Consider the following 24754-nt stretch of genomic DNA (forward strand, 5'->3'; position numbering starts at 1 on the left):
ACGTCGAGCGCCGCGACCCCGGATGCCGTCCGTACGGCACCAACCGGCGGCCTTCTGGAAGACGCCGGGGGGCCGCCCGGCCTCCCCTGCCGAGGCCGCGCCTCGACCCCGGCAAGCAGACCGCTGGACGCACACGGCCACCACATCAACGCTTCTACCGCCCGCCTTCGCACACCAGCCGACGTCGCGACGTTCCCCGCTCCCGACTCCACCCGGACCAAGGTCAAGAAGACAAGTCGAAGATCTGCACGCCGCCAGGCCTCCCGCGTCAACGCTTCCGCGTCGTGCCGGTCTCGGGCTCCGGACACCAAGTGCCCTGACGGAGGCTGCCCCAACGTCCGCAGAAAGCCACCTGCTTGGGCCGCTTGGTCCCTTCCACGCGCTGGATGGAGATGAGCTTGTCGAGCGGGATCTGCTGGTCCACGACACCGCCGAAGTCGATGCGGCCGCTCTCCCCGTCGAGAGCGGCATCGCCGTGGATGCGGCTGAGAGCCTGCCATACGGCGGATGCGGTGATCGGCATGCGGGGTGCTGTGTCCTGGAGGCGGCCGACGGCCTTGAGGTAGAGGTTCACCGCGTCGAACGCGAGCGCCGCATGACCGTCGAGGGAGGTGTTCTCGACCTGCTCGCACTCTTCGGGGAAGAGCTTCTTCATGGTGCCGTAGAGGTCGCTGGGACCGTTGCAGGAGGCGGAGCCGAGGGTGAAGTCCAGGAACTCGTAAGGGATCCGCGGGTAGTTCCCGCGCCGGGACGGGTCGGCGCCGAGGCGCGCCACGTCGTCCCCGCCGAGGAAGACGGGCGGGCTGGAACCGCAGGTGTCGTTGGCCGCGTTCAGGATCGTCTCGAAGTCCTCGGACCGGCCGGCGAAGAAGACCAGCCCTTTGTAGTGACAGGCCTGCTCGCCGACGCTCCGCGCGCCGGGCTGGCCCGAGGCTGTCACGTCGGACGAAGGCGAGGGCGTGTAGGGCTGCTCCTCGACGGCGAAGTCCGCACCGGAGAAGGACGCGACAGCGTCGTCCCGCAGGTTCCTGCTGTACTCGTCGGTCGGATCCGCGGAGTACACGACCCGCACCCTGCGCGCCTTCAGCCCGCCCTCGTGCGCGAGGCTCCCGGCGTACGCGGCGGCGACCTCGGCCTCGCGCCGGTTCTGCGGTGAGACCTGGTAGTAGAGGGGCGAGTGGTCGTCGAGGGAGTCGGCCGAGAGGGTGGTGGCGACCATCGGGAGCCCGACACGGGTGAGTTCGCCGATCGTCGTGATCGTGGCCTTGCGGCTCTGGTCCAGGCCGGTGATGCCGACGATGGTCGGATCGGTGCGCATCATCCGCTCTATGATCCGCGCGACCACGTCCCCGTAGCGCATGCCGGAACCCGCGGCGGCCGGGAAGATCCGCAGCACGGGATCGTTCTCCCCGCGCCGGTCGAGCTGCCGCCGCTGTGCGCTGGCCGCGCCCTGCAACTGCTCGCGCGCGTACGACTGAGCACCGGACGCCTCTCCGTTGGGGCTGAGGAGGGCCGACAGGTGGACAAGGGTCACGAGCGGCCGGCCGGGGACCTCCCGGTGGATGCGCTCGGCCTCGGTGTTCTGCTCCGCGATGGTGGCGAGCGTCTTCTTCACCGACCCGTCGTCGGAACCGAAGGCGTACCCGTGCGGGGCGACCCCGACGCACTCCCCCGTGGACTCCCGCACCAGGGTGTCGGCGTCCTGGTGGGAGCGGCTCAGCCCGCAGTGCTGCTCCTGCCAGTCCCGCTCGCCGGCGATGGCGTAGCCGATTCCGGCGGCGACCAGGAGGAGGGCGGTGAGGGCGGCGCCGACGATCGGCAGGGGGCCCGTGCCGCGCGGCGGGCGCGGCACGGAGATCCGGGCCGCCGCGGAGTTGCGCACCCGCTGCCGGGCCAGGCCGTAGTGGCTTTCCGGCAGCGGCGCGGACACTTTGACCGGCAGGTACCAGAAGTCGACGGTTCGGCTGCGTCCCTGTGTCCGCAGCGACTCGCACCACGTCTCGTACGGGCCGAGCTCGTCGTCGAGCTCCACCACGTCTGCGTGGTCGTGGTCGTTCTCGCCGCAGCTCGTCACGATCAGCAGCGGATCGAACGCCCCGGTCTCGTTGCGCACCTGAGCGACCGTACGCACCAGTGCCCGTCCGTCGTTGGACTCGCTCACCCCCTTCAGGTACGCCACGCAGTAGGCCGTACGCCGGTAGGCGCGGCGCCGCCAGGGACGGCGCCGGTAGGCCACGCGCAGGTCCTCCAGAAAGGCGTTGATCATCAGCTTGGTGATCTGCACCGGGTCTTCGCGCCCCCAGCGGGGCTGGGTGAGCCGTAGCGCGAACCCGTCGAAGGTCCCCGGGTCGCCGGGCGCCATGTACGGCTGCCGCAGCAGCCACCGGTACTCGCTGCCCAGCACCCGCCATGCCCGGAACCACACCAGCGGCAGCACGTGCAGCCCGAGGAGGTACGCCCACCACGGCACGCTTCCCTGCAACGCCACCTCGGTGCTGGGGCTGCGGGCGAACCCGAGCAGCGGCCGGCGCTGGATCTCGCGGTCCCGCAGTCGGCGCAACATGTCCTGGGCGTGCTGGGAGTTCGGTTCCTCCGCCGTGTAGGTCATCTCCAGCAGCCAGTTGACGAGGCCGAACCGCCGGAAGCGTACGCGCTGGTCCCGCCCGTTGCGCGCGGAGGAGTACTCGGCCGCGAGCCTGACGAGCATCCGCCGGCACAGCTCGGACCGCTGCCAGGGCGGCGGGAGGTGGTCGGGGGCGGACTCGTCACTGCCCCGTTCGTCGCGGACCTCCCGCCGCATGGTGTCCACGTCGACGAACTCGTGCGGCACGCGCCGGGGTTCCGCCGCGCCGAGCGCCCGTGCGATCTGTTCGGCGAGCCCCTCCTGGTCGTCACCGATCAGACTGAGCACGGGCAGGCCGTCCCGCCCGGGTACCTCGGCCGGTAACTCGCCTCGTCCGGGACGGCGCACGAGTCTGTTGATAAGCATGAACAGCCGGTCTGCGGACGCGAAGACAGGTTCCACGGCTCCCCCGTGCGCCTGGTGTTCCAGCAAGTGACCCATCACGCTAGACGACCGGGGCGCACCCCCCACAGGTGCGTTACCAAGCCTTAACCTGTGCTTTCACCTGCTGCTGTGTCCGGATCTCGGGCGAAAGCAGGAAGTGTCGTCGAAGCCGGTGGAACCTGGAGCCGATACGCCCGGGTGATCACCGAAGGTGAGCCCCCCGCTACCTTCCTCACATGGAACGGGCCATCATTCTGGGCAGCCTCGCCGCGAGAAGAACTGAAACCGCCCCGCAGCGACTCATCGGACTTGCCGCCGAACTCGACATACCGGCCGCCGACCTTCTCGTTGTCGCAGGCCACCCCGTACCGGCGGAACTACTTCCCCCGGACCGCGACGCCAGGGTCATGGGGCGGTTCGCATACTGCGTCAGCTACTGCGACCACCTGCAGCTCGCCGCGCTGGAGGCTTTCGTCCGCTCGTTGCCTCGCGTCGCCACTCCAGAACCCTCCGTGCAGCCGGCGTGGCCGGGCCGCCGTCCCGCCGAGACCAGGTTCGCCGCGGTGCTCGGCGCGCTGATCCGCAATCGCGGCTTCGGCATCCGCGAACTGCCGTTCATGGGACTGTCCCTCAGCACCCTGCACGGGATGGTGTGGCGCTGGGACGCGAGTCCGCACCGCCGGCAGCAGCTGTCTGCCGTGGCAGGTCCGCTGGGCTGGACCCTCCCCGATCTCTTCGCGGTCGCCGATGAGCCGTATGCGGAGGAGCTCCGCCCGATGCTGCACTGCCACCACCTGGGGCGGGTTTTCGCGGCGACCGTCCCCTTGACCACCGCTCAGCTGATCGAGGCCGCGAAGGAAGCGGACCGACTCAGCGGGCGTGAGGACCACGGCGCATGGCAGCCCGTCTCGCAGGGCTTTGCCGAGGAGTGCCCGGACCTCCCCTGACAGCAAGGACTGCCTTGGTGCCCTCAGGCATGGTCGGACGCGTTCGCACGTTGTCCGCGCCAGGCTGCGGTAGCCCGTGGCGATCGACGTCCGCCAAGCTCGCCCTGATCACTCAGCGCGAGCCCCCATGTGGACTCGGCCGCGAAAACGAGCCCCCATGTGGACTCGGTCGCGAACAGGCGACACGGAACATGCGGGCTTACCGGTCCCGAGGGCCTGCCTCCAAACGGCCGTCGGAGTGGGCGGTTCTCACTCCGGGCGAGCAATGGGCGAGCTGACGATCTTGGCGGATGCGCAGCGCCCCGGTCTCAGTGCTGGAGGTCGCCCGGGCGGCCGACCGCGAGCCGCCCCGGGCCCGAACCAGGCGGCCGACCGCGAGCCGCCCCGGGCCGGAACCAGGCGGCCGACCGCGAGCCGACCCGGGCCCCCCAGAAGGAGCCGCGCACCGCCAGGGTCTGACCGGCCCGCTCGTCCAGCTCCCGGCAGAGGCGGCCGTTGGCCGCGGAAGGCGTGCTCAGGCGAGGCGCCTCCCGCTTCGTCCGCCGCCCCGAGGGGGCCGGTGCGCGACCGCGACCGATCCTGCGCGGCCCGAGCGGAGGCAAATACTTGGCTAGCCACATGTTTGCTGTTACGTTGATTATGTGTCCAGCCACCTAAATGGGTGGCGACACGAGAGGAGTCGTCATGAAAGCCATCCTGTTCGACCGTTTCGGAGGCGCGGAAGTGCTGCGCGAGGCGGACGTCGAGGTCCCGCAGCCCGGCCCCGGGCAGATCCGCGTCCGCGTCAAGACGGCCGGCCTGAACGCGCTGGACGGCAAGATCCGTTCCGGGGCAATGGAGGCCGCGTTCCCCACGCAGCTCCCTGCCGTCCCTGGTGCCGAGCTCGCCGGCGTGGTGGACGCCCTGGGTGAGGGCGTGCCCGACGTACAGGTGGGCGATGAGGTGCTGGGCTGGTCGGACACCGGCTCGTACGCCCAGTACGCTCTGGCCACCACAGTGGCCCCCAAGCCCGCCGGCCTCGACTGGCAGCACGCGGTCGCGCTGCCGGTGGCGGGCGAGACGGCCGAGCGGGTCCTGGACCTGCTGGGCGTCGCCGCCGGGGAGACCGTACTGATGCACGGCGCGGCCGGAGCGGTCGGCACCCTGGCGGTCCAGCTCGCCACGGCCCGCGGAGCGCGTGTCATCGCCACCGCCGGCCCCGCCAACCAGGACTACCTCACCTCGCTCGGCGCCACCGCGACCCTCTACGGCGAGGGCCTGGTCGAGCGGGTCCGAGCACTCGCCCCCGACGGCGTGGACGCGGTGTTCGACCTGGCCGGGAAGGGAGCCCTGGAGGACTCCATCGCCCTGCGGGGCGGCACCGAGCGCATCGTCACCATCGCCGACTTCCGCGCGCACCAACTCGGCATCACCTTCTCCAGCGGTGGCCAGGAACGCTCGGCCGCCCGCCTGGCCGCGCTGGCGCAGGACGCCGCGACCGGCAAGGTCGTCACCACCGTCACCGCCTACCCGCTCGCCCAGGCCGCCACGGCCCAGCAGGTCAGCGATGCCGGGCATGTCCGGGGCAAGCTCGTCCTCACCCTCGACTGATCACGCCCGCTTTCCCTCTTGTTCCGATCATCACCTGGCCATCACCGAACCGAAGGACCACTCGTGCTGAACGCCCTGTGGACACCGACCACCGTCGGCGACATCTCCCTCCCGCACCGCCTGGTCATGGCCCCCATGACCCGGGACCGCTCCACACCCGAAGGCGTACCGACCGAGCTGAACGCCGAGTACTACGCCCAGCGTGCCTCGCACGCGCTCATCATCACCGAGGGGACCCAGCCCTCCGCCGACGGTCAGGGCTACCTCCTCACCCCCGGCATCCACAATGACGATCAGATCGCCGGGTGGCGCAAGGTCACCGACGCCGTGCACGCGGCCGACGGCCGGATCGTCATCCAGCTGATGCACACCGGACGCATCTCCCACCCCGACAACACCCCTCACGGCCGCCAGCCGGTCGCCCCTTCGGCGATCCGGCCGCAGGGCGCGATGTTCACCGCGTCCGGGCCCCAGGAGATGCCGACGCCCCGTGCGCTGTCGACGCAGGAGGTCGTGGCGACCGTCGACGACTTCCGCCGCGCCGCGGCGGCCGCCGTCGCGGCAGGCGCCGACGGCGTGGAGATCCACGGCGCCAACGGCTACCTCGTGCACCAGTTCCTCGCCGACAACACCAACCAGCGCACCGACCAGTACGGCGGCTCCATCGACAACCGCATCCGCTTCGCCGTCGAGGTCGTCGCTGCCGTCGCCGACGAGATCGGCGCCGACCGCACCGGCCTGCGCATCTCCCCCGGCAACCCCTACAACGACATCGCCGAGTCCGACACCGCCGAGCTGTATCCGGCGCTCCTGCGCGCCCTCAGACCGCTCGGCCTCGCCTACCTCCACGTGATGCACGCGGGCGACGACGCGCTGCTGGCCACCCTGCGCGCACTGTGGCCGACCACACTGATCCTCAACCGGGCCGGCACCGACCTGCCCACCCGCGCGAAGGACGTCGACAACGGCACGGCCGACCTCGTCTCCGTCGGCGCCCTCGCGCTGGCCAACCCGGACCTGGTCGAGCGGCTACGCTCTGATGCGCCGCTGAACACCCCCGACCCGGCGACCTTCTACGGCGGCGGAGTGGCCGGCTACACCGACTACCCCACCCACACCGTCTGAGGAACCGAACCATGGCCGTCCCGACACCACGCACTCCCACGACGGCCAGCGAGGGGCCGATGAGCTACGCGATCTTCCAGCTCGCCCGCGCTCACCGAGCCCGCGCCGCCGCCATGCTCCGCGAGATGGACCTGCATCCCGGACAGGAACTGCTGCTGATGCAACTCCTCGACCGGGACGGCCAGACCCAGTCCGAGCTGCTCGAAAGCGTCGGCCTGGACCACTCCACCGTCTCCAAGTCCCTGCGCCGCATGCAGGACGCCGGCCTGCTCGTGCGCGAGCCGGCCGCACATGACCGGCGTGTCATGGTGGTCCACCTCACGGACAAGGGCCGTGCCATGCGCGAGCCCCTGGCAGCCATGTGGCGGGCCTTGGAGGAAACCTCCGCGCTGAACCTGTCGGCGCAACAGGCAGAGTCCTTCGTCCGCACCGCCTACGCCATCGCCGACGCGATCAACGGCCGCGCCCTTCCCCGGGAAGAGCGGGAAGAGTCCGAGTAACTCCCCCGCCTCGCACCCCGGTTCCGGCCTGGGGTGCGGATCGGTTCCGGCGTTCCTGGGAACGGGACAGTGCGGCAGCGCACGTGGCTCACGAGACCCGTGCCGAACGGCGCCCGGCTCCCGACTGTCGCAAGCAGCCCGGTGAGCCGAGCCGGCTGATGTGGCGGACCCCGCCCGCCCAACCCCGTACGTCCGAGAGGACGGGGGTGAGCGGGGCCCCAGCGTCCGGGACAAGCGCGAGCTGTCACCGTGCAGGCGGGAAGGAACTCATTCGGGAGATCAGGGCAACACGCCACGGGGCCGGCGACCCCTTCCCTGTCGCCAGTCGGCCGACCGCACATCGAGGACGGACGCATCACCCGCGTCCGGTTCACCGTCGGCCTCCGCAAGCTCCCGCAGGCCGACGGTGAACGCGCGGCATGACCAGGGGTTGTGCAAAACGTTTTGGGTCCTTGACGTCCGGTTCGGACGGAAGGATCAGCATGATGCGCCGACTGATCGTGACGTCCTGCTCGGTGCTTCTGGTGCCCGAGCAGGGCTCCTGCCGAGTGGGGACCGACCAGGACATCCTGGTCGAGGACGGTGTGATCGCCTGGCTGGGCCCGGCGGGCTCAGGGCCGGAGGCAGCCGGGGCGGAGGTCGTGGACGGCACGGGACTGATCGCCGTACCCGGGCTGGTGAACGCCCACACGCACGGACCGATGACGCTGATGCGCGGCGCCGCCGAGGACGTGAGTGTCGATGCCTGGTTCAACGAGCGGGTGTGGCCCATGGAGGTCAACCTCACCCCCGCCGACATCGGCCTCGGCGCGGAGCTGGCCTGTGCGGAGATGCTGCTCAGTGGGGTGACCACGTTCGCCGACCACTACTTCCACGCCGAGCGGATCGCCGATGTCGTCGTGCGCACCGGAATCCGGGCCGACATCGCGCCGACCTACTTCAGCAGTCAGGGCCGCGCGGCCCTTGAGGAGAGCGCCGGGACCGCCGCCGCCCTGCACGGCACGGGCGACGGGCGGGTCACCGCGTCGCTGGGCCCGCACGCGCCGTACACCGTCGCGGACGCGGATCTCGTCCGGGTCGCGGAGCTGGCCCGGGACCTGGGCCTGCGGATCCACATCCACGCCGCCGAGCACCTGGAGCAGACCGAGTCGAGCCTGGCGAGGCGTGGCATCACGCCCATCACGGTGCTGGAGCGGACCGGTGTGCTGGACGCGGGCGCGCTGATCGCGCACGGGTGCGGCATCGTCCCGGACGACCTGCCGACGCTGGCGGCGCACCGGGACCGTACGGGCGTGGCCTGCTGCCCGAAGGTATATCTGAAGCACGCCCTGCATCCGCTCACGCCGGTGCGGAGCCTGCTGGACGCCGGGGTCGCCGTCGGGGCCGGGACGGACGGGGCGGCCGGGCACAACACACTGGACGTGTGGGAGGCGATGCGGCTGGTCGCGCTGACCCAGAAGCAGGCCGAGCGGGACGCCACCTGGATGACGGTCTCCGACACGGTCCGGCTGGCCACGCGCGGCGGGGCCCGGGCGCTCGGGCTCGGGGAACGGATCGGCGCGCCTGCTGACCGTGGACCTGCCGGGGCTGCTGGCCGAGATCGAGGCGCGCGTGCCCGCCCTCCTTGACACCTCGCACGGCAGGGCGGTGCAGCACTATGACCCGTGAGCAGGACGAGGACGGGGGGCGCCGCCGATTGCGGCGACCCGCGTCGATCAAGGACGTGGCCGCCGCCGCCCGGGTGAGCCCGACCACGGTGTCGCATGTGCTGAGCGGCAACCGGCCGGTCGCGGAGGAGACGGCCGACCGGGTCCGCGCGGTCGTGAGCCGGCTCGGCTACGTACCGGCCTCGACGGCCCGCAATCTCCAGGCCGGTTCGACCAACGTCATAGGGCTGCTGGTGCCCGACATCACCAACCAGTTCTTCGCCGAACTCGCCAAGGGGGTCGAGGACGCCGCTCACGACCTGGGCTACGGGGTCATCCTGTGCAACACCGAGTTCGACCCCGACCGTGAGGACCGCTATCTGGAACTGCTGCGCGGCCGGTTCATCGACGGCATGGTGTACGCCTCGGGATCGCCGCCCTCCCATGGCCGGCTCGCGTCGCTGCTCGGGCGGTTCCCCATCGCCCTGGCCGACGAGGTCGTCCCCGGTCTGCTGGAGCAGACCATCCTGGTCACCGCCGACCACCGCGCGGGAGGCCGGCTGATCGGGCAGCACCTGAGGGAGCTGGGCCACCGCCGGGTGCTGGCGATCAGCGGCCCGGTGGACCTGGTCAGCAGTCTGGAACGGATCGCCGGTTTCCGGGAGGCGTTCGGTGACGCGGGGGTCACCGAAGTCCCCCCATCGGCATGTGAGTACTGAGCGACAAACCAGGTCGACGTGGACCCGTGCGGTAACCAATCATGTGTTCATGCCTCTGAGGGAGACCCTTGCCCGAGTCGATGCTGACCTGGCAGCCGGCCGGGTTCCCGTCGCGCGCCAGCGTTTGCGCGGTCTCGTCTCGTCCTTTCCATACGACCTGACGCTCCGTCGGCGTCTGGCCGAGGTGTACCGGCGCTACGGCGACTCCGCCGAGGCCGGACGCTGGATGTACCTCGAAGAGGACCGCAATGCCGACGAGACCGTCGCCTTCGAGGCGCGGTACGGGTCTCCCGGGTGGCGCATGAAGGCCCTCGCCTGGAGCGGCCCCGAGGCGTTGGCTGCCACCTCCTTCGCGGAGGGGCAGCTGGTCGCGGTGCGGACCGCCTGCGCCGAGGAGCTGGGGCACCCCGTCGACTGGGACGACCCCGCCTCCTACCGGGACGCCCTTGAGGAGAAGTACGAGGAAGCGCCCTCCGAGCCGTGGACGCTCGGCGGTGTGCTGGCGGGCGTCGGCTTCCTGGTTGGGGTTCTCGCGTTCCTCGCGATCTGGGTGAATGGAGTCGTTGCCCTCTTTGACTGACCCAGTCGCCGGGGCCGGTCAGGAGGGCCGCCCAAGTGCTCGCGCGCAAGCCCCGCAGACGGTCGAGAAGTGTGTCGCCGCGCATCGCGACTACCTGCGCGCGGTCAACCCGCAGACGGACAACGGTAACCAAGCAGCCGCAGGGATCAGCCGCGGTCGAGCCGCGGCAGCGACGCACAGAGGTGCTCGGGCAATTCCGGCAGGACTTTGTGGATCCCGGCGCACCCCGCGTCGCCGTTCGTGGCGACCGGCCGCCAGCCCGAGGACTCGGCCCGGTAGAACCAGCGCTGGGAGACAGCAGAGGAGGAGCATCCGTCGCCGGCGTCACCGCACGCCGCCGGCCCCATCCGGGTCGACAGGTCCAGCGTCAGCCATGTGCCGTCGCAGCCGCGTTCCTCCCAGCTCGTGTGCTTGGGGATGTCCGTGTCGTTGACCGCCTGCCGGTACGAGGACGAGGTGCAACGCGGCGGCGTGGGGTCGCAGCCGTTCTCACCGCACTGCCGCAGGGCGGGTGGTGTGGCACCGACGGGGGTGTACACGTCCATGCTGTTCACCATGACCCTGCGGGAGCCCAGTGGCTCGCCCAGCTTCACCGTCGCTTTGACCCGCCGCGTGCCGGTGCAGCCGGAGTCCTGGTCCCAGGAACGGGTCTCGTACGTGACCTTCACGTATACCGTGCCGTGCTCGGCGGTCTCGAGCTCACCGCGCAGGCTGCGCACGCAGTCGCGTGCCCCGTCGGGCACTTCGGAATCGACCACCAGAGACCGGCCGCCGTCGGCGGTACGGACGCCGTCGATGCGAATCGGAGCGGCGAGCGTCCAGGCGGAGGCCGTGGCCGCGCCGGTCGCCCTCTCATCGGTCTCGGCGATCTTGGAACCGCAGCCGGTGATGACCACCAGGGCCGCGCCGAGCACGGCCGCCCATATCCCCCGCCGCCACATGCCATGCCCCCATCCGCCGAAGAACCGCAGCCTAGCCTGCGCCCGGGCGTCCTCGCCGTCCTCCTCCCGGACCGCCTGCAGGGCAGATCCAGGCCGAGCAAGGTCTGCTCGGCGACTGGCGGAGTTTGCCCAGGCCCTATGTTCGGGGAGTCCTTGCGGGAGATCAGCGCCTGGATGCAGCGGCGTCGCAGCTCACCGCGAAGAGTCGTACGCGTTGTCGCGGGTCGTTGGCGGTGCGCGCCCCGAAGGCGCGATGTCCTTCGGGGCGTGCGGCAGGGGTTCGGGTTCAGGCGTTGTAGCCGCCGTGGGCGTCCAGCACCGCGCCCGTGACGTACGACGCGGCGGGGCTCGCCAGGAAGGCGATCGCCGCGGCGATTTCGTCGGGGTGCCCCATGCGTTGCAGCGACAGCGAGCTGACCAGGACCTTGAGGGTCTCGGGGTCCGGCGGCTGCATGCCGCCCTCCATCAGTCCGGCTTCCACGACGTTGGCCGTGATGTTCCGGGGCCCGAGGTCGCGTGCGACGCCCATGGTGTACCTCTCGATCCCGGACTTGGTCGCCGCGTAGTCGGCGAGGCCGGGGGCGCCGACCCGGGAGCCCAGTCCCGAGCTCACCGTGATGATGCGGCCACCCGTGCGCAGCACTCGGGAGGCGGCCCGGATGACGGCGATCACGCCGAGGTAGTTGGTGGCGTGCATCCGGTCCAGTGCGGCGGTGTCGGCGTCCGGGTCGTCCACCATGCCGGCCGCGGGAATCGCCGCGTTGTTGACGAGGATGTCCAGGCCGCCGAAGTGCGCGACCACGTCGTCGATCAGCGCCGGCGCCCGGCTCGTGTCCGCCTGGTCGGACTGGAAGGCGACGGCCTTGGCTCCCTTGCCGTGCACCTCGTCGACGACCGCCTGCGCCTTTTTCTCGGAGCTGACGTAAGTGAAGGCGACGTCGGCGCCCTGCTCGGCCAGCAGTCGTACGGTCGCGGCTCCCAGTCCGCGCGACCCCCCGGTGACCAGGGCGACCTTGCCCGTGAGTGGCTTGCTCATTCTTCTCACCTCGTTGATTGACCCTTCCTGGCAGTCGCAACGCTAATTGTTACGACAGGCTGTTGCAACCTTTGCTGTTACGACTGAGCTGTCGTAACATGAAGCGTTGCGGCCGGGAGGAGGTGTCCATGAGTGCCAACAGCAGGCTGACCATCGCCGCCCACGCGCTGGCCTGGATCGGGCTCTACCAGCGCCAGGGCCATGAGGTCGCCACCTCCGAGCAGATCGCGGCCAGCGCGAACACCAACCCCGTGGTGATCAGACGGCTGCTCGGCGAGCTGCGCAGGGCCGGGCTCGTGGAGTCCCGGCGGGGCGTGGGCGCGGGCTGGTCGCTGGCACGCGAGCTGGAGTCGATGACCCTGCTCGACGTGTACGAGGCAGTGGAACCCGGCCCGCTGTTCGCGATGCACCGCACCACCCCGGACCAGGAATGCGTGGTGGGTTACGGCATCCAGCCGGCGATGCAGGGCATTTACGAGGGCATCGAGGAGACCCTGAGACGCGAGCTGGCCCGCGTCACGCTCGAGAACGTACTCCGGGACGTACTCGCGGCACCTCGCTAGTGCCGTGGCAGGCAACGTTTGCCCGTGAAGGAGCGGCGTCCGGTGCGTGGTCTGGGGCCCCGGCCGAAGGCTGGGGAAGTGCCGGCCGGAAGCCCTCGTACTGGACGTACTTGGGCTTTCGGCCGGTGCGGCGAGTGGGGGCACCTCCCACGCCCTCAAGGCAGTGGGGGAGCGTGCCGGGCGTCGCGACGGGGCGCACGTTGCCTGCCACGGCACCAGTTGTGGACCTGGGCTCCCTCCTGCCGGGCGGACTGTGCGGCCCAGAGGCCGGCGTTTCCGCCGCCGACCAGGATGACGTCCCAGGGTGCTGCCATGAGTCGGGGTGCTCCTGATCACGAGAAGAGGCCGGTCCGGAGGCCAGGCTCCGGACCGGCGGTGAGGGGTGTGTCAGCCGCCGGCGGGCACCGGCTCACGGTCCGCCCCGGTCGCAGCCTTCGGGGCGGCCTCCTCGACCGCCTCGGTTGCGTCGGGCGTCGGTTCTGCCTGCGGCTCGGGGGTGTGATCGGTCTCGGGAGCGCAGGTGTACGGGATCTCGCCACGCAGGACGGCCTTGGCACGGTCCTCGTCGAGTTGCCCCTCCCACTTGGCCACCGCCAGGGTGGCGACGCCGTTGCCCACGACGCTGGTCAGAGCACGGGCCTCGGACATGAAGCGGTCGATGCCGAAGATGAGGGCCAGTGCGGCGACGGGGACGTGCGGAACGGCGCTGAGAGTGGCGGCCAGGGCGATGAAGCCGGAGCCGGTGACGCCGGCGGCACCCTTGGAGGTGAGCAGCATGACGGCGAGCATCGACAGTTGCTGGGTGAGACTGAGGTCGATACCGAGGGCCTGGGCGAGGAAGACCGAGCCCATGGTCAGGTAGATCGCCGTGCCGTCGAGGTTGAAGGAGTATCCGGCGGGCAGCGTGATGCCCACGACCGGCTTCGAGGCTCCCGCGTGCTGCAGTTTGGCCATCATGCGCGGCAGCACCGGCTCGGAGGACGAGGTGCCCAGGACGATCAGCAGCTCTTCCTTGATGTAGCGGAGGAAGGGAAGCAGACGCAGGCCGTTGATGCGCATGACCGTGCCGAGGACGACCAGGACGAAGAACAGGGCGGTGAGCCAGAAGGAGCCGACCAGCAGGAAGAGGTGACGCAGGGTGTCCAGACCGTAGTTGCCGATGGTGAAGGCCATGGAGCCGAAGGCGCCGACCGGGGCCAGCCGCATGATCCAGCGGATGAGCGTGAACAGGACCTTGGACAGCTTCTCGACGCCCTGGGTGATCCCCGCACCCGCCTCTCCGGCGGCGTTCAGGCCGAAGCCGAACAGCACGGAGACCAGAAGCACCGGCAGGATCTCGTGGCCGGTCAGCGCGCCGGGCAGGGTATCCGGAATGTTGGAGAGGACGAACGCGGAGACGCTCTCGTGGCTCTGGGTCGCCTCCGGCGGCAGGCCCTCGGCGGAGAGGGTGGAGGGATCGACGTGCAGTCCGCTGCCGGGCTTGACGATGTTGACGACGACCAGGCCGATCACCATGGCGACGGTCGTCAGCACCTCGAAGTAGATCAGCGCCTTGAGGCTGACCCGGCCGACGGCGCGCGCGTTGCCCATGGAGGCGATGCCGTGGACGACGGTACAGAAGATGACGGGTGCGATCATCATGCGTACGAGCGCGATGAACCCGTCGCCCAGGGGTTTCAGGTCGGCTCCGAACGACGGCCACAGCCAGCCGACGGCGGCCCCGGCCAGGACGCCGACCAGGCACTGGACGTAGAGCAGGGACAGCAGCCTGCGCAAGCGGCTCGGGGGAGCGTTGACGGTACCCGGGGCGGCGTCGTTGCGGCTCATGCGGGGCGTCCTTCCAGGACGGGAACGAGGAGTTCGGCTCGGGCGATGCGGCGGGCGGCGCGGTGCAGCAGCACCGTGGGGGACGCGCCCTCCGTTGCGGGGACGGCTCGGGCGGTGATGACACCGGCCGGGGTGCCCAGGCGCAGCGTGCCGTCGGCGGTCTGCCGGGCGACGCGGTGGGCGAGGGTGCCGTGGATGGCGGCTGCGGTGGCCAGGGCGACGGCCGAGGTGAGACCGATCGCCGGGTGGGGTGCGTGCATGGACACCATGCGGACGGCCAGGTCGTACTCGTCCTGTTGGACGAGGGTGCCATCGGTGGTGCGGTAGGCGACAGGGCGGGCGACCACGCCGACCTTCGGGACGGCGTGGCTGACGGGATCGGTCTCCTCGGCCAGTCCCATGGCCAGGGCGGCCTGCCGGCGCAGCACGGTGAGGGCGGGCACCGCCGTGGCGAAGTCGGCGAGGGACTCGGTGCCGTCGAGTCCGAACGCCTTGGCCTCGAACAGCGCCGCCGGGGCGCCGGCGTCGACCAGGGACGCCTCGACGGTGCCGGTGGGCCCGGTCAGCGTGTCCAGGGCGTGGCCGGTCGGCAGGACCCGGCCGGTCGACGTACCCGCGGGGTCCTCGAAGCCGAGGAGCACCGGCACGCCGAGCGCGGCGGTGCCCGGCACCCGGGCCGTCCCCGCATCGGGGGCGGCCCGCCCCGGGGTGGGGATGGTGCCGCTGAGCCGGGCTCCGGTGTTGACGTTGAGCATCCGCACCGTTGTCGAGTCCGACGTGACCGACACCAGGCCGTTGTGGACGGCGTACAGGGCGACGGCGGTGGCGCAGTTGCCGCAGTTGCTGGCCCACTCCACCTTCTCGTCGCCGATGCCGACCTGCGCGAAGGCGTATTCGACGTCGACGTCCGGCTTCGTCGAGGTCCGGACGATCGCCGCCTTGGAGGTGGTGGAGGAGGCACCGCCGACGCCGTCGATCTGGCGGGGGTCGGCGGCGTTGTAAGCGGCGAGCAGCAAGGTGTCGGCGTCCACGCCGGTCGCCACCACGTCGTGGTGGTCGAAGATCCAGCACTTGCTGGTTCCTCCGCGGATCATCTCGCCCTGCAGACGCAACACAGCGGTCTCCTCGTGGAAACCCCGACGGCACTTCCGTGCGGGATGCGATCCACAGTGGGCGCCGACAGCGTGAAGTACAATCTCGGAAATCTGCATGGGTATTAAGTTGAAGTGAATGCTGGAGGTGGCGAGATGCTCGACGTCCGGCGCATCCTGCTCTTCACCGAGGTCGCCCGCCGAGGCTCGGTCACGGCGACCGCACGAGCCCTCAACTACACTCCGTCAGCGGTGTCGCAGCAGGTCAGCCGCCTGGAGGCGGAGGCCGGGCAGCCGCTCCTGGAGCGTCATGCGCGGGGCGTCACGCTCACCGACGCGGGGCGCGCGCTGGCCGAACGGGGAGAGCGGATCGAGCGCGAACTGATGGCCGCGGAGAACGAACTCGCCGACTTCGCGGGATTGCGAGCGGGCACGCTCCGTGTCGGAACCTTCCCCACCGTCGGTGCCTCCCTCCTACCCCGGGCCGTGATCGCCTTCCGGGAGACGCACCCCGACGTGCGGCTGACGGTGCGCAGCGCCCGTATCGCAGGACTGTGGGCATTGCTGGAGAACCGCGAGATCGAGATGTCCCTGATGTGGGATTACGACTGGAACCGCATCGACCGCGAGGACATCGTCGTCACCTCGCTCGTCGACGACCCTCCGGCACTCCTCGTCGGCAAGGACCACCCCCTCGCCAGCCGCTCTTCGGCCGCTCTCGCCGACTTCGCCGACGACGCCTGGATCACCCGTGCCGACCACCACCCGGTGGCCGAGGCCCTCGCCCGCAGCTGCCGCGCGGCCGGTTTCGAGCCGCAGATCGCCTACGAGGCCCACGACTACCAGGAGGCCCAGGCCATGGTCGCCGCCGGCATCGGTGTCGCCCTCGCCCCCACCCTGGCCCTGGAGGGCATCCGAGGAGGCGTCAGCGTCCTGCCGCTGCTACCGCCCGCCCCGGTGCGCCGCATCCTCCTGGTACGCATGAGCGACCATGCCCTGACTCCGGCCGCCGAGGCGTTCGCGGGCTTCCTGCGTGACAGCGCGGCGGCTGCCGGGGTTCGATGAAACGTGAGGTAGGCCGACGCCGGTCAGACGAGAAGAACCAGGCGGTTCACGCCTTCCTGGATCGCAGTCCGTCCTCGCCGTACCTCACCACTTTCCTTGGCGCGAGATCTGCGGGCCTCACCGGAGCACAGGGTGTGCCACAGCGTGGCACCCGATAGCACGCGAGGGCTACCTCCAACGCACGGGGGCTCCGTTCCCCGGATGAGGGGAACGGAGCCATCGGTGACCGGGCATGCCGCGCCGGGGACCGTGTGTCACCATCCGTGAGTGAGTACGTCGTCGAGGGCGTCGACGAAGACGTCGGCGCTCGTCGTGGTCAGGCACAGCGGCGGCTTGATCTTCAGGACGCACATCCGGTCCGAAGTCGGCTGCATCAGCACGCCCAGCTCTCGTAGCCGTTCGCAGATGGCGGCTGTCTCCTCGGTCGCCGGCTCCCGTGTCTCGTGGTCTCTGACGAACTCGACGCCCAGATACAGGCCACTGCCGTGGACGGCGCCGATCAGCGGGTGCTTGTCGGCGAGTCGCAGCAGCCGGGTACGCAGGTGTGCGCCGACCGTGCGGGCGTTGTCCTGGAGACGTTCGTCGCGGAGCACGTCGAGCACGGTCAGCCCGACCACCGAACTGACCGGGCTGCCGCCGGCCGATGAGAAGAAGTAGCCCTGCGAACGGTAAGCGTCGGCGATCTCGCGTCGGGTGATCACCGCCCCCAAGGGGTGACCGTTGCCCATCGCCTTGGCGACAGCGACGATGTCCGGTTCGACGCCCTGCTGCTCGAAGCCCCAGAAGTGGGAGCCCAGCCGACCGTAGCCGACCTGCACCTCGTCGGCGATGCAGAGACCGCCCGCTTCCCGGGTGGCGGCGTAGACCTGCTCGAGGTAGCCGTCGGGCAGAGCCATTCCGCCGGCGTTGCCGTAGTAGGGCTCGCACACGAACGCCGCCGGCGGGCGTCCGGATCTGACCAGGTCGGCGATCACGGCCGCGGCCTCGGGACCGTAGAGGTGCGCCTCAGGGCCGCGGTGCGGGCCGCGGTAGCTGTTCGGTGTGGGGACTGTGTGCACCCACGCGGGGCGGGTGGCCAAGGCGTTCGGGTTGTCGGCCGTCGAGGTGGAGATGGCGTCACTGGCGTAGGTCCAGCCGTGGTACGCCTCCTCCACCGCGACGACATCGCGCCTCCCGGTAGCGGCCCAGGCCAGCCGCAGTGCCAGATCCACGGCCTCGGAACCGCTGTTGACGAGGAAGACGGTGTCGAGTCCGTCCGGCAGGAGCGCGCTCAGCCGCTCCGACAGCTCCACCACCGAGGCGTAGTGGAAACGGGAGTTGGTGTTGAGCCGCTGCCACTGCCGGTGCACTGCTTCAACCAGTCGCGGGTGACCGTGGCCCAGGACGGTCACGTTGTTGAGCATGTCCAGGTAGCCGCGGCCACGGGTGTCCACCAGGTGGTGCCGCCAGCCTCGCTCGATCTGCGGAGGGGTTTCGAAGTAGTGCTCCTGCACGGTGGCGAAAGACCTCACTCGACGCTCCAGCAGGACGCTCTCCGGCTCCATGGGCGTGTCCGCCACGGGGCGGTCCGCCCGGGGGAGGATCAGGCCGGTGGGATCAGGGCACATCGTCAGCCAGCCCGCGTCCAGCCCTGGCGGAGTGAAACGTGGCGCGATTCCCGTGCCCAGCCGGGACAGTTGCACATCCAACCGATACCAGCTGCCCTGTGCGGCGACGGTGCCCAACTGCTGACCGGACACGGCCTCTCCCCCGTCGATGACCGCGACATCCGGGTCGATGCCGTCGAGCACCAGGTGCAGCCCCCCGGCGGTCAGGGTCACCGCGTGCTCGGCGTGCCGGGTGACCGTGCCGGCCCAGGGCGCATGGACCGCCAGCGGGCTGGTGAGGTGCACCTCCACGCCCAGCGCGAGCGTGGCGCTCTGGTCTGTGTTGTCGACCCGTGTGCGGGTGAGACGGCACTCTCCGTGCCGGGTCAGCACTGCCGTGCCGCCCGAGGCGAGTGCCCGTGCGACCACAGCGGACTCCGCGTCGGGTTCGAGCCAGCCGCCGCCGTGCAGCGCGTCGCTGGTGACGGACAGGTCGAGCAGCGTTGCTTCGGAGGGAAGTTCGGGGAGAAGAGGGTGGCTCGAGGTCGGCGGATCGCTGTGCGGGGCGGGTTCGCCGATCACCTGCCGGAAGTGGGCCGCCATCACCTCGGCCGGTACCGAGGCACCGGCCTCGAACATGGCCCACTCCCGGTCAAGGGCCGCCGTGGCGTAGCCGTTGCCGGGGTCCTGCAGTGCGACGTGCTGCCCGCATACCACCAGCACGCAGCCGCGCAGCACGACAAGGGGCCACAGCACGTCCAGCTCGTCTCCGCCGAGCGGCCGTACGGCGTGGAAAGCGCGGACCGCGGGCAGTACCGAAGCCGGTGTGGCTCCGTGATGATGCAGGACGGAAGTGCAGGCGACCGCCAGCTCGGCCACGGCCCAGCTGTGTGTGAGATCTCCGAAGTCGATCAGCCCGACCGGTATGGGGCGGCCGTCCGGGTCCGTCCGGCACACCACGTTGTTGTCGGCCACATCGCCGTGAATGACCTGTACGGGAAGCCGCGCGGCGCGCCGCTCCACCAGTTGTTGTGCCGCGCGGGCGGCTCGCAGCACACGCTCGGCCCTTCGCTGGTCGACCATGTGCGGGGCCAGGGCCTCGACGACTTCGAGGGCGTTGCGCAGGTCCCACAGCATCGGCCTGTCCGGAGTCGGTATGTCGAGGCCTTCCAGGGCCGCGGTGATGCGTCCGGCCAGCTCTCCCAGCCGCGCCACCACCCGCGGAGCCAGATAGCGGCTGTCCATGATGGGTTCACCGGGAACATAGTCGAGCAATTGGCAGTCGTAGTCCCGGCCGTCCACGGAGACGGTCTGGATGTGCTCCCCGTCGACTCCGACCCGGGCCCGCGGTAGCCGCAGCTCCGGCAGCGCCCGGGCGAGGTGCTCGGTGGCCTCGGACTGCGCCCTCAGTACCGCGCGGTCGATGACCGGGTTGAAGACCTTGAAGACGTACCCGTGCTCGTCCGGACCGGTGCGCACCCGGAAGTTGCGGTCGTGGTTGCTGCCCAGATCCTCGAGTGTTCCCTCGATGCCGAATCGCTCCGTGAGGAGGGCTGCGGCCCGCTCCTGCTCGATGGCGACCATCGGCGCCACCAGCCACTCGGCAGGGGAGATGCCCATCGAATTCTCCGTTCATCAGTTGGTTGACCCGCGACAGCCCGGCACCGCGGTACTCCTGTCCGTCGGCGAGACCGCGGCGGTCGGTCTCCTGGTGACCATCGGAGTTTCGGCGGCCCGGTACGGTTCGGCGGCGACGTCAAAGGCTGCGCCGCATGGCCGCAGTTGGGGCGCTGCTCAGCCGACGTTCCAGAAGAACCGGTGCGTGTGAATCCCGAAGTAGGGGAAGCTCTCCACCTTTGTCACGCCCTCGATGGGACGCACGACGTCGTTGACGAAGTCCAGCAGGTCACGCGGATGGCGACAGACGGCCTCAGCGAACAAGTCGAAGGTGCCGGCGGTCAGGACGGCGTAGACGACCTCGTCGTGGCGTGAGAGTTCGTCGGCCACCGCTCGCGGATCGCCGTCGACGCGGAGCCCGAGCAGGGCCATGGCCTGCCCGCCCATCGCCATCGGGTCGGTGACGCCGACGACCTGCACCGCCTTGGTGTCGATCAGCCGCTGCAGCCGTTGCCGGGCGGCCGACGCCGACAGGCCGACTTTCGGGCCGAGATCGGCGTAGGGGATGCGACCGTCGCTCTGCAGTTCGCGCAGGATGGCCCGATCGATGTCGTCCATGAGGACACCTCCTAGGTGCGCGAGCAGCTAAGCATGCAATCGATTCACGCGCAATATGTCCAGTACACCGTCGATTCCTCTGCCGGGGAAATCGAATCAGTCGTTCGGATCTCGGAAGCCACGTGGCACCGGACATGGAACCTGCCTCGCCGGCAGCCCTTCCGAAGCCCCGGCCAGGAGGCGCTGTCAAGGCCCAGTGACCGACTGGCCACTCACGCTCGGCGCACGACCTGGCGGCTCCGGGCGGGATCGTCATGTCCCGACAAAGGCCGCGCGATGGCCGGGCGGCAGGTGCCGTGACACGAGACTCACGGTCGCGGCCACGTCTCTGGAAGACCGTGCCCGCCATCGGCCACGAGAGCCGATCCGGTGACGAACGACGCCGATTCGTGCGCCAGAAACATGACGCAAGCCGCGATCTCGTCCGGTGTGGCACTGCGTCCGATCGGGCCCGCCGCGGCGGCCGCTGCCTCGAACTCCAGCTGGGAGCCTGTCGCGACATAGCCGGGGGCCACGACGTTCACGGTGACGCCGTACGACACCACCTCAAGGGCGAGCGCCCGGGACAACCCCAGCAGTCCTGCCTTCGCGGCCGTGTACGTGGCCTGCCCCGGCATCGCGCTGACCGCGCCGGTGGTGGAGCCGACCGAAACGATACGGCCGTACCGGGCAGCCCGCATGATCGGCACCACGGCCCTGCACATCAGGAATGCGGTGGTCAGGTTGCGGGACAGCGCCGTTTCCCAGTCGGCCAGAGACAGATCGGCGACGTCGTCGCCTGCGTCCCAGCCCGATGCCACGGACGTCATGCCGGCGTTGTTCACCAGCACGTCGACGCGGCCCCAGCGGTCCATCGCGGCCTGCACCAGGGCGTCCGAGGCCCCGTCGATGGTGAGGTCGGCGATCACACCGACGGCGGCGGGCCCCAGCTCCGCCGCTCGCTGGTGCACCCGCTCGGACGTCGCGCCCAACACGACGCGCGCACCCTCCGCGACCAGCCCCCTGGCGACCGCGGCACCGATTCCGTCAGGGGCACCGGCCCCGGTCACGATGACCACTCGATCTGCGAAACGTGCCATGAAAGACAGCCTTTACGGATGAGGCCACTGCGCAGTTGCCAGTGGAAGCTTGGCGGACGGTCCAGCTCGTCTTCGGTGGCGAGCGCGCGACAGTCGGGGATCTTGGCACCGCTCGCTGCGCTTCGTCCAGGACGGGGCAGTAGACCTCACGGCCGGCCAGCACCACGCCGACGGCTGCGCACCCACGCCGAACGCCTCGTGCAGACACAACCCGCCGGTCGCCCCTCTCCCCAGGCCGACACCCTGACAGCAACAGCCTTCGCGCCCAGCCGCATCGGCCGAGATCGACGTCCTGGTCCAACGCATCCAACCAACAGCACGGCCCCCCTCCTCGGCCGCACCCTCGGCCGCACCCTCGGCCGCACCCTCACCCGCCTCGGCGACGGCAGCACGTGACGAGCCGGTCGGGGCTCATCACGAACGACGCAGATCCGGCCGCAGCCCGAACACGCTACGCGCGGCCGTCTCGAACAGGGTCTGCTTCTCGTGGTCCGCGATGGGCAGGCGCTCGTGCACCTCGACCTCGGAAAGTGCGGCCTGGAAGGGGTAGTCCATGGCGTAGAGGACCCGGTCGGCTCCGACCACCTGGCGGGCGAACATGATCGCCGGTTCCCAGGCCATGCCGCTCGTGGTCAGCCAGATGTTGGTCTTCAGGTAGTGACTCGGCGGCTGCTTCAGAGACGGACGCCAGGGGTAACGTCCGGTCTTATCCTGAATGTGGTGGAAGTGGTCGACCCGGAACGCCCAGAACGGAAGCGCCTCGCCGAGATGGCCCACCACCAGGCGGAGGCCAGGATGGCGGTCGAACACCCCGGAGAAGATGATGCGGATCAGGTGCATGCCGGTCTCGACTCCGAAGCCGAAGATCGCCCCGTCGAGTCCGGAGTCCAGCAGCGGCCCGATCAGCCCGTCGCTCGGCGTGTTGGGGTGCAGATACACCGGCACGTCGAGTTCCGCGGCGGTCGCCCAGAACTCCTCGAACTTCGGCGCGTCCAGGTACTCGCCCCGCGTGTGCGAGTTGACGATCACGCCGTTCAGCCCGAGCTCCTGGACTGCTCGGCGGAGCTCTCCGACCGAGAACTCGACATCCTGCAGGGCGACGGCGGCGAGACCGCTGAAGTGTGCCGGGTGCTGTCGGCATGCCTGCGCGATGTACTCGTTGGTCATGGCGGCGAGTTCCCGCGCCAACGGAAGCTCGAACAGTTCCACGCCCGGGGTGGCGAGCGAGAGCACCTGGTGATCGATCCCCAGGTCCGCCATGTCGGAGAGCCGGCGATCCCCGAGGTCGGTGATGCGCGAGCGGAAGAGATCGGTGTGTGCCGTCCGGTTGAGCAGGTAGTAGCTCCACAGGCTGCGGAAACCGGCGTCGCCTCCCTGGGTGTCGAGCAGCCGACGGTACTCGTCGATCACCGCTTGGGGCGCGTACGCCTCCTCCGTCGCGATCCGCAGACAGCGGCCGTCGTCCGAGGGCTGTGAGGGTGCCGAGGGCGAGGAACTGGACACGTCTCTCCTGTCGGTGATGGTCCGATGTGCCGTCATGCCAGGCGGTCTCCGGCTCGTGAGGCGGCCGGTGACGAACGCCGCGCCTGTTTCGGCGCTGCCGCGTATCCAGCCACAGGCCGCGATTCCCGCAGCCACGGCTCGCGCGGCTTTCTGGCCTGCGGAACGGCGGCGGGAGACCGGCGGGGGCCCTCCGCGGTGTGCCTAGGGTGCGGTCGCAGTCACCCGAAGGACGGAGACGATGAAATTCCCCGACGTGCCCACGTTCCGTGGCTTCCAGGCCCCCGGGCGGTTCGAAGCCGACATCCGCGACCTGGAGGTGGTGCAGGGCGAGGTTCCTGCCGACCTCTACGGCGCCTACTACCGCGTCGGGCCCGACCCGCAGTTCCCCCCGTTGCTCGGTGACGACATCTTCCTCAACGGCGACGGCATGATCAGCATGTTCCGCTTCGAGGACGGCCGGGTGGACTTCACGTGCCGGTGGGTTCGCACGCCGAAGTTCCTGGCCGAGCGCGAGGCGGGGCGCGCGCTGTTCGGGGCGTACCGGAATCCCTATACGGACGATCCGAGTGTCCGCGGACTCAGCCGCGGTACGGCGAACACCAACCTCCTCTGGCACGCGGGCCGCATGCTGGCGTTGAAGGAGGACAGCCACCCCGTCGAGATCGACCCGCTGACCCTTCGGACCATCGGTCCCTGGGACTACGACGGCGCGTTGACGAGCGCCACGGCGACGGCGCACCCGAAGGTCGACGCCGACACCGGCACCCTGGTCTTCTTCGGCTACGCGGCCAAGGGGGAGACGACCCCGGACATCGCGTACTACGAGGCCGACGCGGACGGAACGATCGTCTTCGAGCGGTGGCTGACCGCGCCCTACGCCAGCATGGTCCACGACTTCGCGGTCACCGAGAACCACGTGGTGTTCCCCGTCGTGCCGCTCGTCAGTGACCTCCAGCGACTCAAGGACGGCCTCCCTCACTTCGCGTGGGACCCGTCGAATCCGGTCTGCCTGGGGGTGCTGCCGCGCCGGGATCCCGCCGCGGACGTGCGGTGGTTCGTGGGGGATCCGCGTTTCGCCTCGCACACCATGAACGCCTTCGAGGAGGACGGCCGCATCCACATCGACATGTCGGTCGGCGACAGCGTCGTCTTCCCGTTCTTCCCCGAGATCAACGGAGCCCCGTTCGACCCCGAGGCCGCGACGCCGTACATCTCCCGGTGGACGCTCGACCTGCGGCGCGCGACCGACGACTTCACCCAGACACGGCTGTCGGACGTGCCGGGAGAGTTCCCCCGCATCAACGAGAGACGCGCGATCCGTTCGTACCGGTACGGCTACATGAGCATGCAGAGCGGTGTTCCGGACCCCACCATGCCGTCGAGCGCCAGCGGCATGCGGTTCGATCTGATCGGCAGGGTGGACCTCGCCACCGGGACGACGACCACCCACTACGTGGGCGACACGTCCGCCACCCAGGAACCGCTGTTCGTCCCGCGCCGGGGTGCCACATCTGAGGGCGAGGGATACATCATGGCCGTGATCAGCCGGTACGCGGAGATGCGCTCGGACCTGCTGATCCTGGACGCCGAGAATGTGGACGGCGAGCCTCTCGCCACCGTCCGGCTGCCCCTGCGGCTGCGGAACGGCCTGCACGGCACCTGGCTGCACAGCGAGGACATCGCCGGCCACCACACCGGCCGGGAGGAGTGACAC

19 protein-coding genes are annotated in these 24754 nt (G+C 70.2%); 10 read left to right on the forward strand and 9 right to left on the reverse strand.

Going from position 1 to position 24754, the window contains the following annotated elements:
* Nucleotides 1-268 precede the first annotated feature (268 nt).
* The gene (locus tag ACIBK3_RS04540) at nt 269-2971 is read right to left on the reverse strand and encodes an ABC transporter substrate-binding protein (RefSeq protein WP_399361776.1); all 2703 of its coding nucleotides are present in this window, start codon (nt 2969-2971) and stop codon (nt 269-271) included.
* Nucleotides 2972-3243: 272 nt separating this feature from the next.
* On the opposite strand from ACIBK3_RS04540, the gene ACIBK3_RS04545 reads away from it, so the two are divergent.
* The 7 genes from ACIBK3_RS04545 (at nt 3244) to ACIBK3_RS04575 (ending at nt 10114) form a co-directional block, all read left to right on the forward strand.
* Nucleotides 3244-3954, forward strand: coding sequence for a hypothetical protein (locus tag ACIBK3_RS04545; protein ID WP_399361778.1), 711 nt, complete (start codon nt 3244-3246; stop codon nt 3952-3954).
* Nucleotides 3955-4638: 684 nt separating this feature from the next.
* On the forward strand, nt 4639-5544 hold the full coding sequence (locus ACIBK3_RS04550; protein WP_399361780.1) for an NADP-dependent oxidoreductase: 906 nt from the start codon (nt 4639-4641) through the stop codon (nt 5542-5544).
* 63 nt (nt 5545-5607) lie between these two features.
* Nucleotides 5608-6669: an alkene reductase gene (locus ACIBK3_RS04555; protein ID WP_399361782.1), complete on the forward strand. Its 1062-nt coding sequence runs from the start codon at nt 5608-5610 to the stop codon at nt 6667-6669.
* 11 nt (nt 6670-6680) lie between these two features.
* Complete coding sequence (locus ACIBK3_RS04560; protein ID WP_399361784.1) at nt 6681-7169, forward strand: MarR family winged helix-turn-helix transcriptional regulator; 489 nt, start codon at nt 6681-6683, stop codon at nt 7167-7169.
* A gap of 482 nt (nt 7170-7651) precedes the next feature.
* Nucleotides 7652-8797, forward strand: coding sequence for an amidohydrolase family protein (locus ACIBK3_RS04565; protein ID WP_399361786.1), 1146 nt, complete (start codon nt 7652-7654; stop codon nt 8795-8797).
* Nucleotides 8798-8826: 29 nt separating this feature from the next.
* Entirely contained in the window at nt 8827-9534 is a 708-nt protein-coding gene (locus ACIBK3_RS04570; protein WP_399361788.1) for a LacI family DNA-binding transcriptional regulator, read from the forward strand.
* Nucleotides 9535-9583: 49 nt separating this feature from the next.
* Complete coding sequence (locus tag ACIBK3_RS04575) at nt 9584-10114, forward strand: DUF6584 family protein (protein ID WP_399361789.1); 531 nt, start codon at nt 9584-9586, stop codon at nt 10112-10114.
* Nucleotides 10115-10260: 146 nt separating this feature from the next.
* Here ACIBK3_RS04575 and ACIBK3_RS04580 read toward each other — a convergent pair whose 3' ends face one another.
* Together ACIBK3_RS04580 and ACIBK3_RS04585 are read right to left on the reverse strand one after the other, a co-directional pair.
* On the reverse strand, nt 10261-11055 hold the full coding sequence (locus ACIBK3_RS04580) for a hypothetical protein (protein WP_399361791.1): 795 nt from the start codon (nt 11053-11055) through the stop codon (nt 10261-10263).
* Nucleotides 11056-11341: 286 nt separating this feature from the next.
* The gene (locus ACIBK3_RS04585) at nt 11342-12091 is read right to left on the reverse strand and encodes an SDR family NAD(P)-dependent oxidoreductase (protein WP_399361792.1); all 750 of its coding nucleotides are present in this window, start codon (nt 12089-12091) and stop codon (nt 11342-11344) included.
* A 128-nt stretch (nt 12092-12219) separates the two neighbouring features.
* Here ACIBK3_RS04585 and ACIBK3_RS04590 point away from each other — a divergent pair, with 128 nt between their 5' ends.
* Nucleotides 12220-12654 carry an Rrf2 family transcriptional regulator gene (locus ACIBK3_RS04590; RefSeq protein WP_399361794.1) on the forward strand — a complete coding sequence of 145 codons (435 nt, stop codon included), beginning with the start codon at nt 12220-12222 and terminating at the stop codon, nt 12652-12654.
* 387 nt (nt 12655-13041) lie between these two features.
* Here ACIBK3_RS04590 and dctA read toward each other — a convergent pair whose 3' ends face one another.
* Complete coding sequence (gene dctA, locus ACIBK3_RS04595; RefSeq protein ID WP_399361796.1) at nt 13042-14481, reverse strand: C4-dicarboxylate transporter DctA; 1440 nt, start codon at nt 14479-14481, stop codon at nt 13042-13044.
* Nucleotides 14478-15596 carry a PrpF domain-containing protein gene (locus ACIBK3_RS04600; protein ID WP_399361798.1) on the reverse strand — a complete coding sequence of 373 codons (1119 nt, stop codon included), beginning with the start codon at nt 15594-15596 and terminating at the stop codon, nt 14478-14480. Before ACIBK3_RS04600 ends, dctA begins: the two co-directional genes overlap by 4 nt.
* A gap of 132 nt (nt 15597-15728) precedes the next feature.
* Between ACIBK3_RS04600 and ACIBK3_RS04605 the strand changes: the two genes are divergently transcribed.
* Complete coding sequence (locus ACIBK3_RS04605) at nt 15729-16637, forward strand: LysR family transcriptional regulator (protein WP_399362123.1); 909 nt, start codon at nt 15729-15731, stop codon at nt 16635-16637.
* A 254-nt stretch (nt 16638-16891) separates the two neighbouring features.
* Here ACIBK3_RS04605 and ACIBK3_RS04610 read toward each other — a convergent pair whose 3' ends face one another.
* The 4 genes from ACIBK3_RS04610 to ACIBK3_RS04625 all read right to left on the reverse strand — a co-directional run bounded on the left by ACIBK3_RS04610 (nt 16892) and on the right by ACIBK3_RS04625 (nt 23040).
* On the reverse strand, nt 16892-19843 hold the full coding sequence (locus ACIBK3_RS04610) for an aminotransferase (protein ID WP_399361800.1): 2952 nt from the start codon (nt 19841-19843) through the stop codon (nt 16892-16894).
* Between the two features lie 174 nt (nt 19844-20017).
* The gene (locus tag ACIBK3_RS04615) at nt 20018-20458 is read right to left on the reverse strand and encodes an Lrp/AsnC family transcriptional regulator (RefSeq protein WP_399361802.1); all 441 of its coding nucleotides are present in this window, start codon (nt 20456-20458) and stop codon (nt 20018-20020) included.
* A gap of 308 nt (nt 20459-20766) precedes the next feature.
* Complete coding sequence (locus ACIBK3_RS04620; RefSeq protein WP_399361804.1) at nt 20767-21537, reverse strand: SDR family NAD(P)-dependent oxidoreductase; 771 nt, start codon at nt 21535-21537, stop codon at nt 20767-20769.
* Between the two features lie 414 nt (nt 21538-21951).
* Nucleotides 21952-23040 (reverse strand): amidohydrolase family protein, encoded by a 1089-nt coding sequence (locus tag ACIBK3_RS04625; protein WP_399361806.1) that lies wholly within the window; start codon nt 23038-23040, stop codon nt 21952-21954.
* 238 nt (nt 23041-23278) lie between these two features.
* Between ACIBK3_RS04625 and ACIBK3_RS04630 the strand changes: the two genes are divergently transcribed.
* The gene (locus ACIBK3_RS04630; RefSeq protein ID WP_399361808.1) at nt 23279-24751 is read left to right on the forward strand and encodes a carotenoid oxygenase family protein; all 1473 of its coding nucleotides are present in this window, start codon (nt 23279-23281) and stop codon (nt 24749-24751) included.
* Nucleotides 24752-24754: the final 3 nt, after the last annotated feature.

This window comes from Streptomyces sp. NPDC050287 (assembly GCF_044459385.1).
In the GTDB taxonomy this organism is placed as follows: domain Bacteria; phylum Actinomycetota; class Actinomycetes; order Streptomycetales; family Streptomycetaceae; genus Streptomyces.

Bases quoted from the DNA above. Each gene is read 5' to 3' on its own strand.
- ACIBK3_RS04630 (WP_399361808.1), top strand. From the start codon at position 23,279: ATGAAATTCCCCGACGTGCCCACGTTCCGTGGCTTCCAGGCCCCCGGG.
- ACIBK3_RS04610 (WP_399361800.1), bottom strand. From the start codon at position 19,843: ATGGGCATCTCCCCTGCCGAGTGGCTGGTGGCGCCGATGGTCGCCATC.
- ACIBK3_RS04560 (WP_399361784.1), top strand. From the start codon at position 6,681: ATGGCCGTCCCGACACCACGCACTCCCACGACGGCCAGCGAGGGGCCG.
- dctA (WP_399361796.1), bottom strand. From the start codon at position 14,481: ATGAGCCGCAACGACGCCGCCCCGGGTACCGTCAACGCTCCCCCGAGC.
- ACIBK3_RS04590 (WP_399361794.1), top strand. From the start codon at position 12,220: ATGAGTGCCAACAGCAGGCTGACCATCGCCGCCCACGCGCTGGCCTGG.
- ACIBK3_RS04580 (WP_399361791.1), bottom strand. From the start codon at position 11,055: ATGTGGCGGCGGGGGATATGGGCGGCCGTGCTCGGCGCGGCCCTGGTG.
- ACIBK3_RS04615 (WP_399361802.1), bottom strand. From the start codon at position 20,458: ATGGACGACATCGATCGGGCCATCCTGCGCGAACTGCAGAGCGACGGT.
- ACIBK3_RS04575 (WP_399361789.1), top strand. From the start codon at position 9,584: ATGCCTCTGAGGGAGACCCTTGCCCGAGTCGATGCTGACCTGGCAGCC.
- ACIBK3_RS04570 (WP_399361788.1), top strand. From the start codon at position 8,827: ATGACCCGTGAGCAGGACGAGGACGGGGGGCGCCGCCGATTGCGGCGA.
- ACIBK3_RS04605 (WP_399362123.1), top strand. From the start codon at position 15,729: ATGCTCGACGTCCGGCGCATCCTGCTCTTCACCGAGGTCGCCCGCCGA.
- ACIBK3_RS04565 (WP_399361786.1), top strand. From the start codon at position 7,652: ATGATGCGCCGACTGATCGTGACGTCCTGCTCGGTGCTTCTGGTGCCC.
- ACIBK3_RS04585 (WP_399361792.1), bottom strand. From the start codon at position 12,091: ATGAGCAAGCCACTCACGGGCAAGGTCGCCCTGGTCACCGGGGGGTCG.
- ACIBK3_RS04550 (WP_399361780.1), top strand. From the start codon at position 4,639: ATGAAAGCCATCCTGTTCGACCGTTTCGGAGGCGCGGAAGTGCTGCGC.
- ACIBK3_RS04620 (WP_399361804.1), bottom strand. From the start codon at position 21,537: ATGGCACGTTTCGCAGATCGAGTGGTCATCGTGACCGGGGCCGGTGCC.
- ACIBK3_RS04545 (WP_399361778.1), top strand. From the start codon at position 3,244: ATGGAACGGGCCATCATTCTGGGCAGCCTCGCCGCGAGAAGAACTGAA.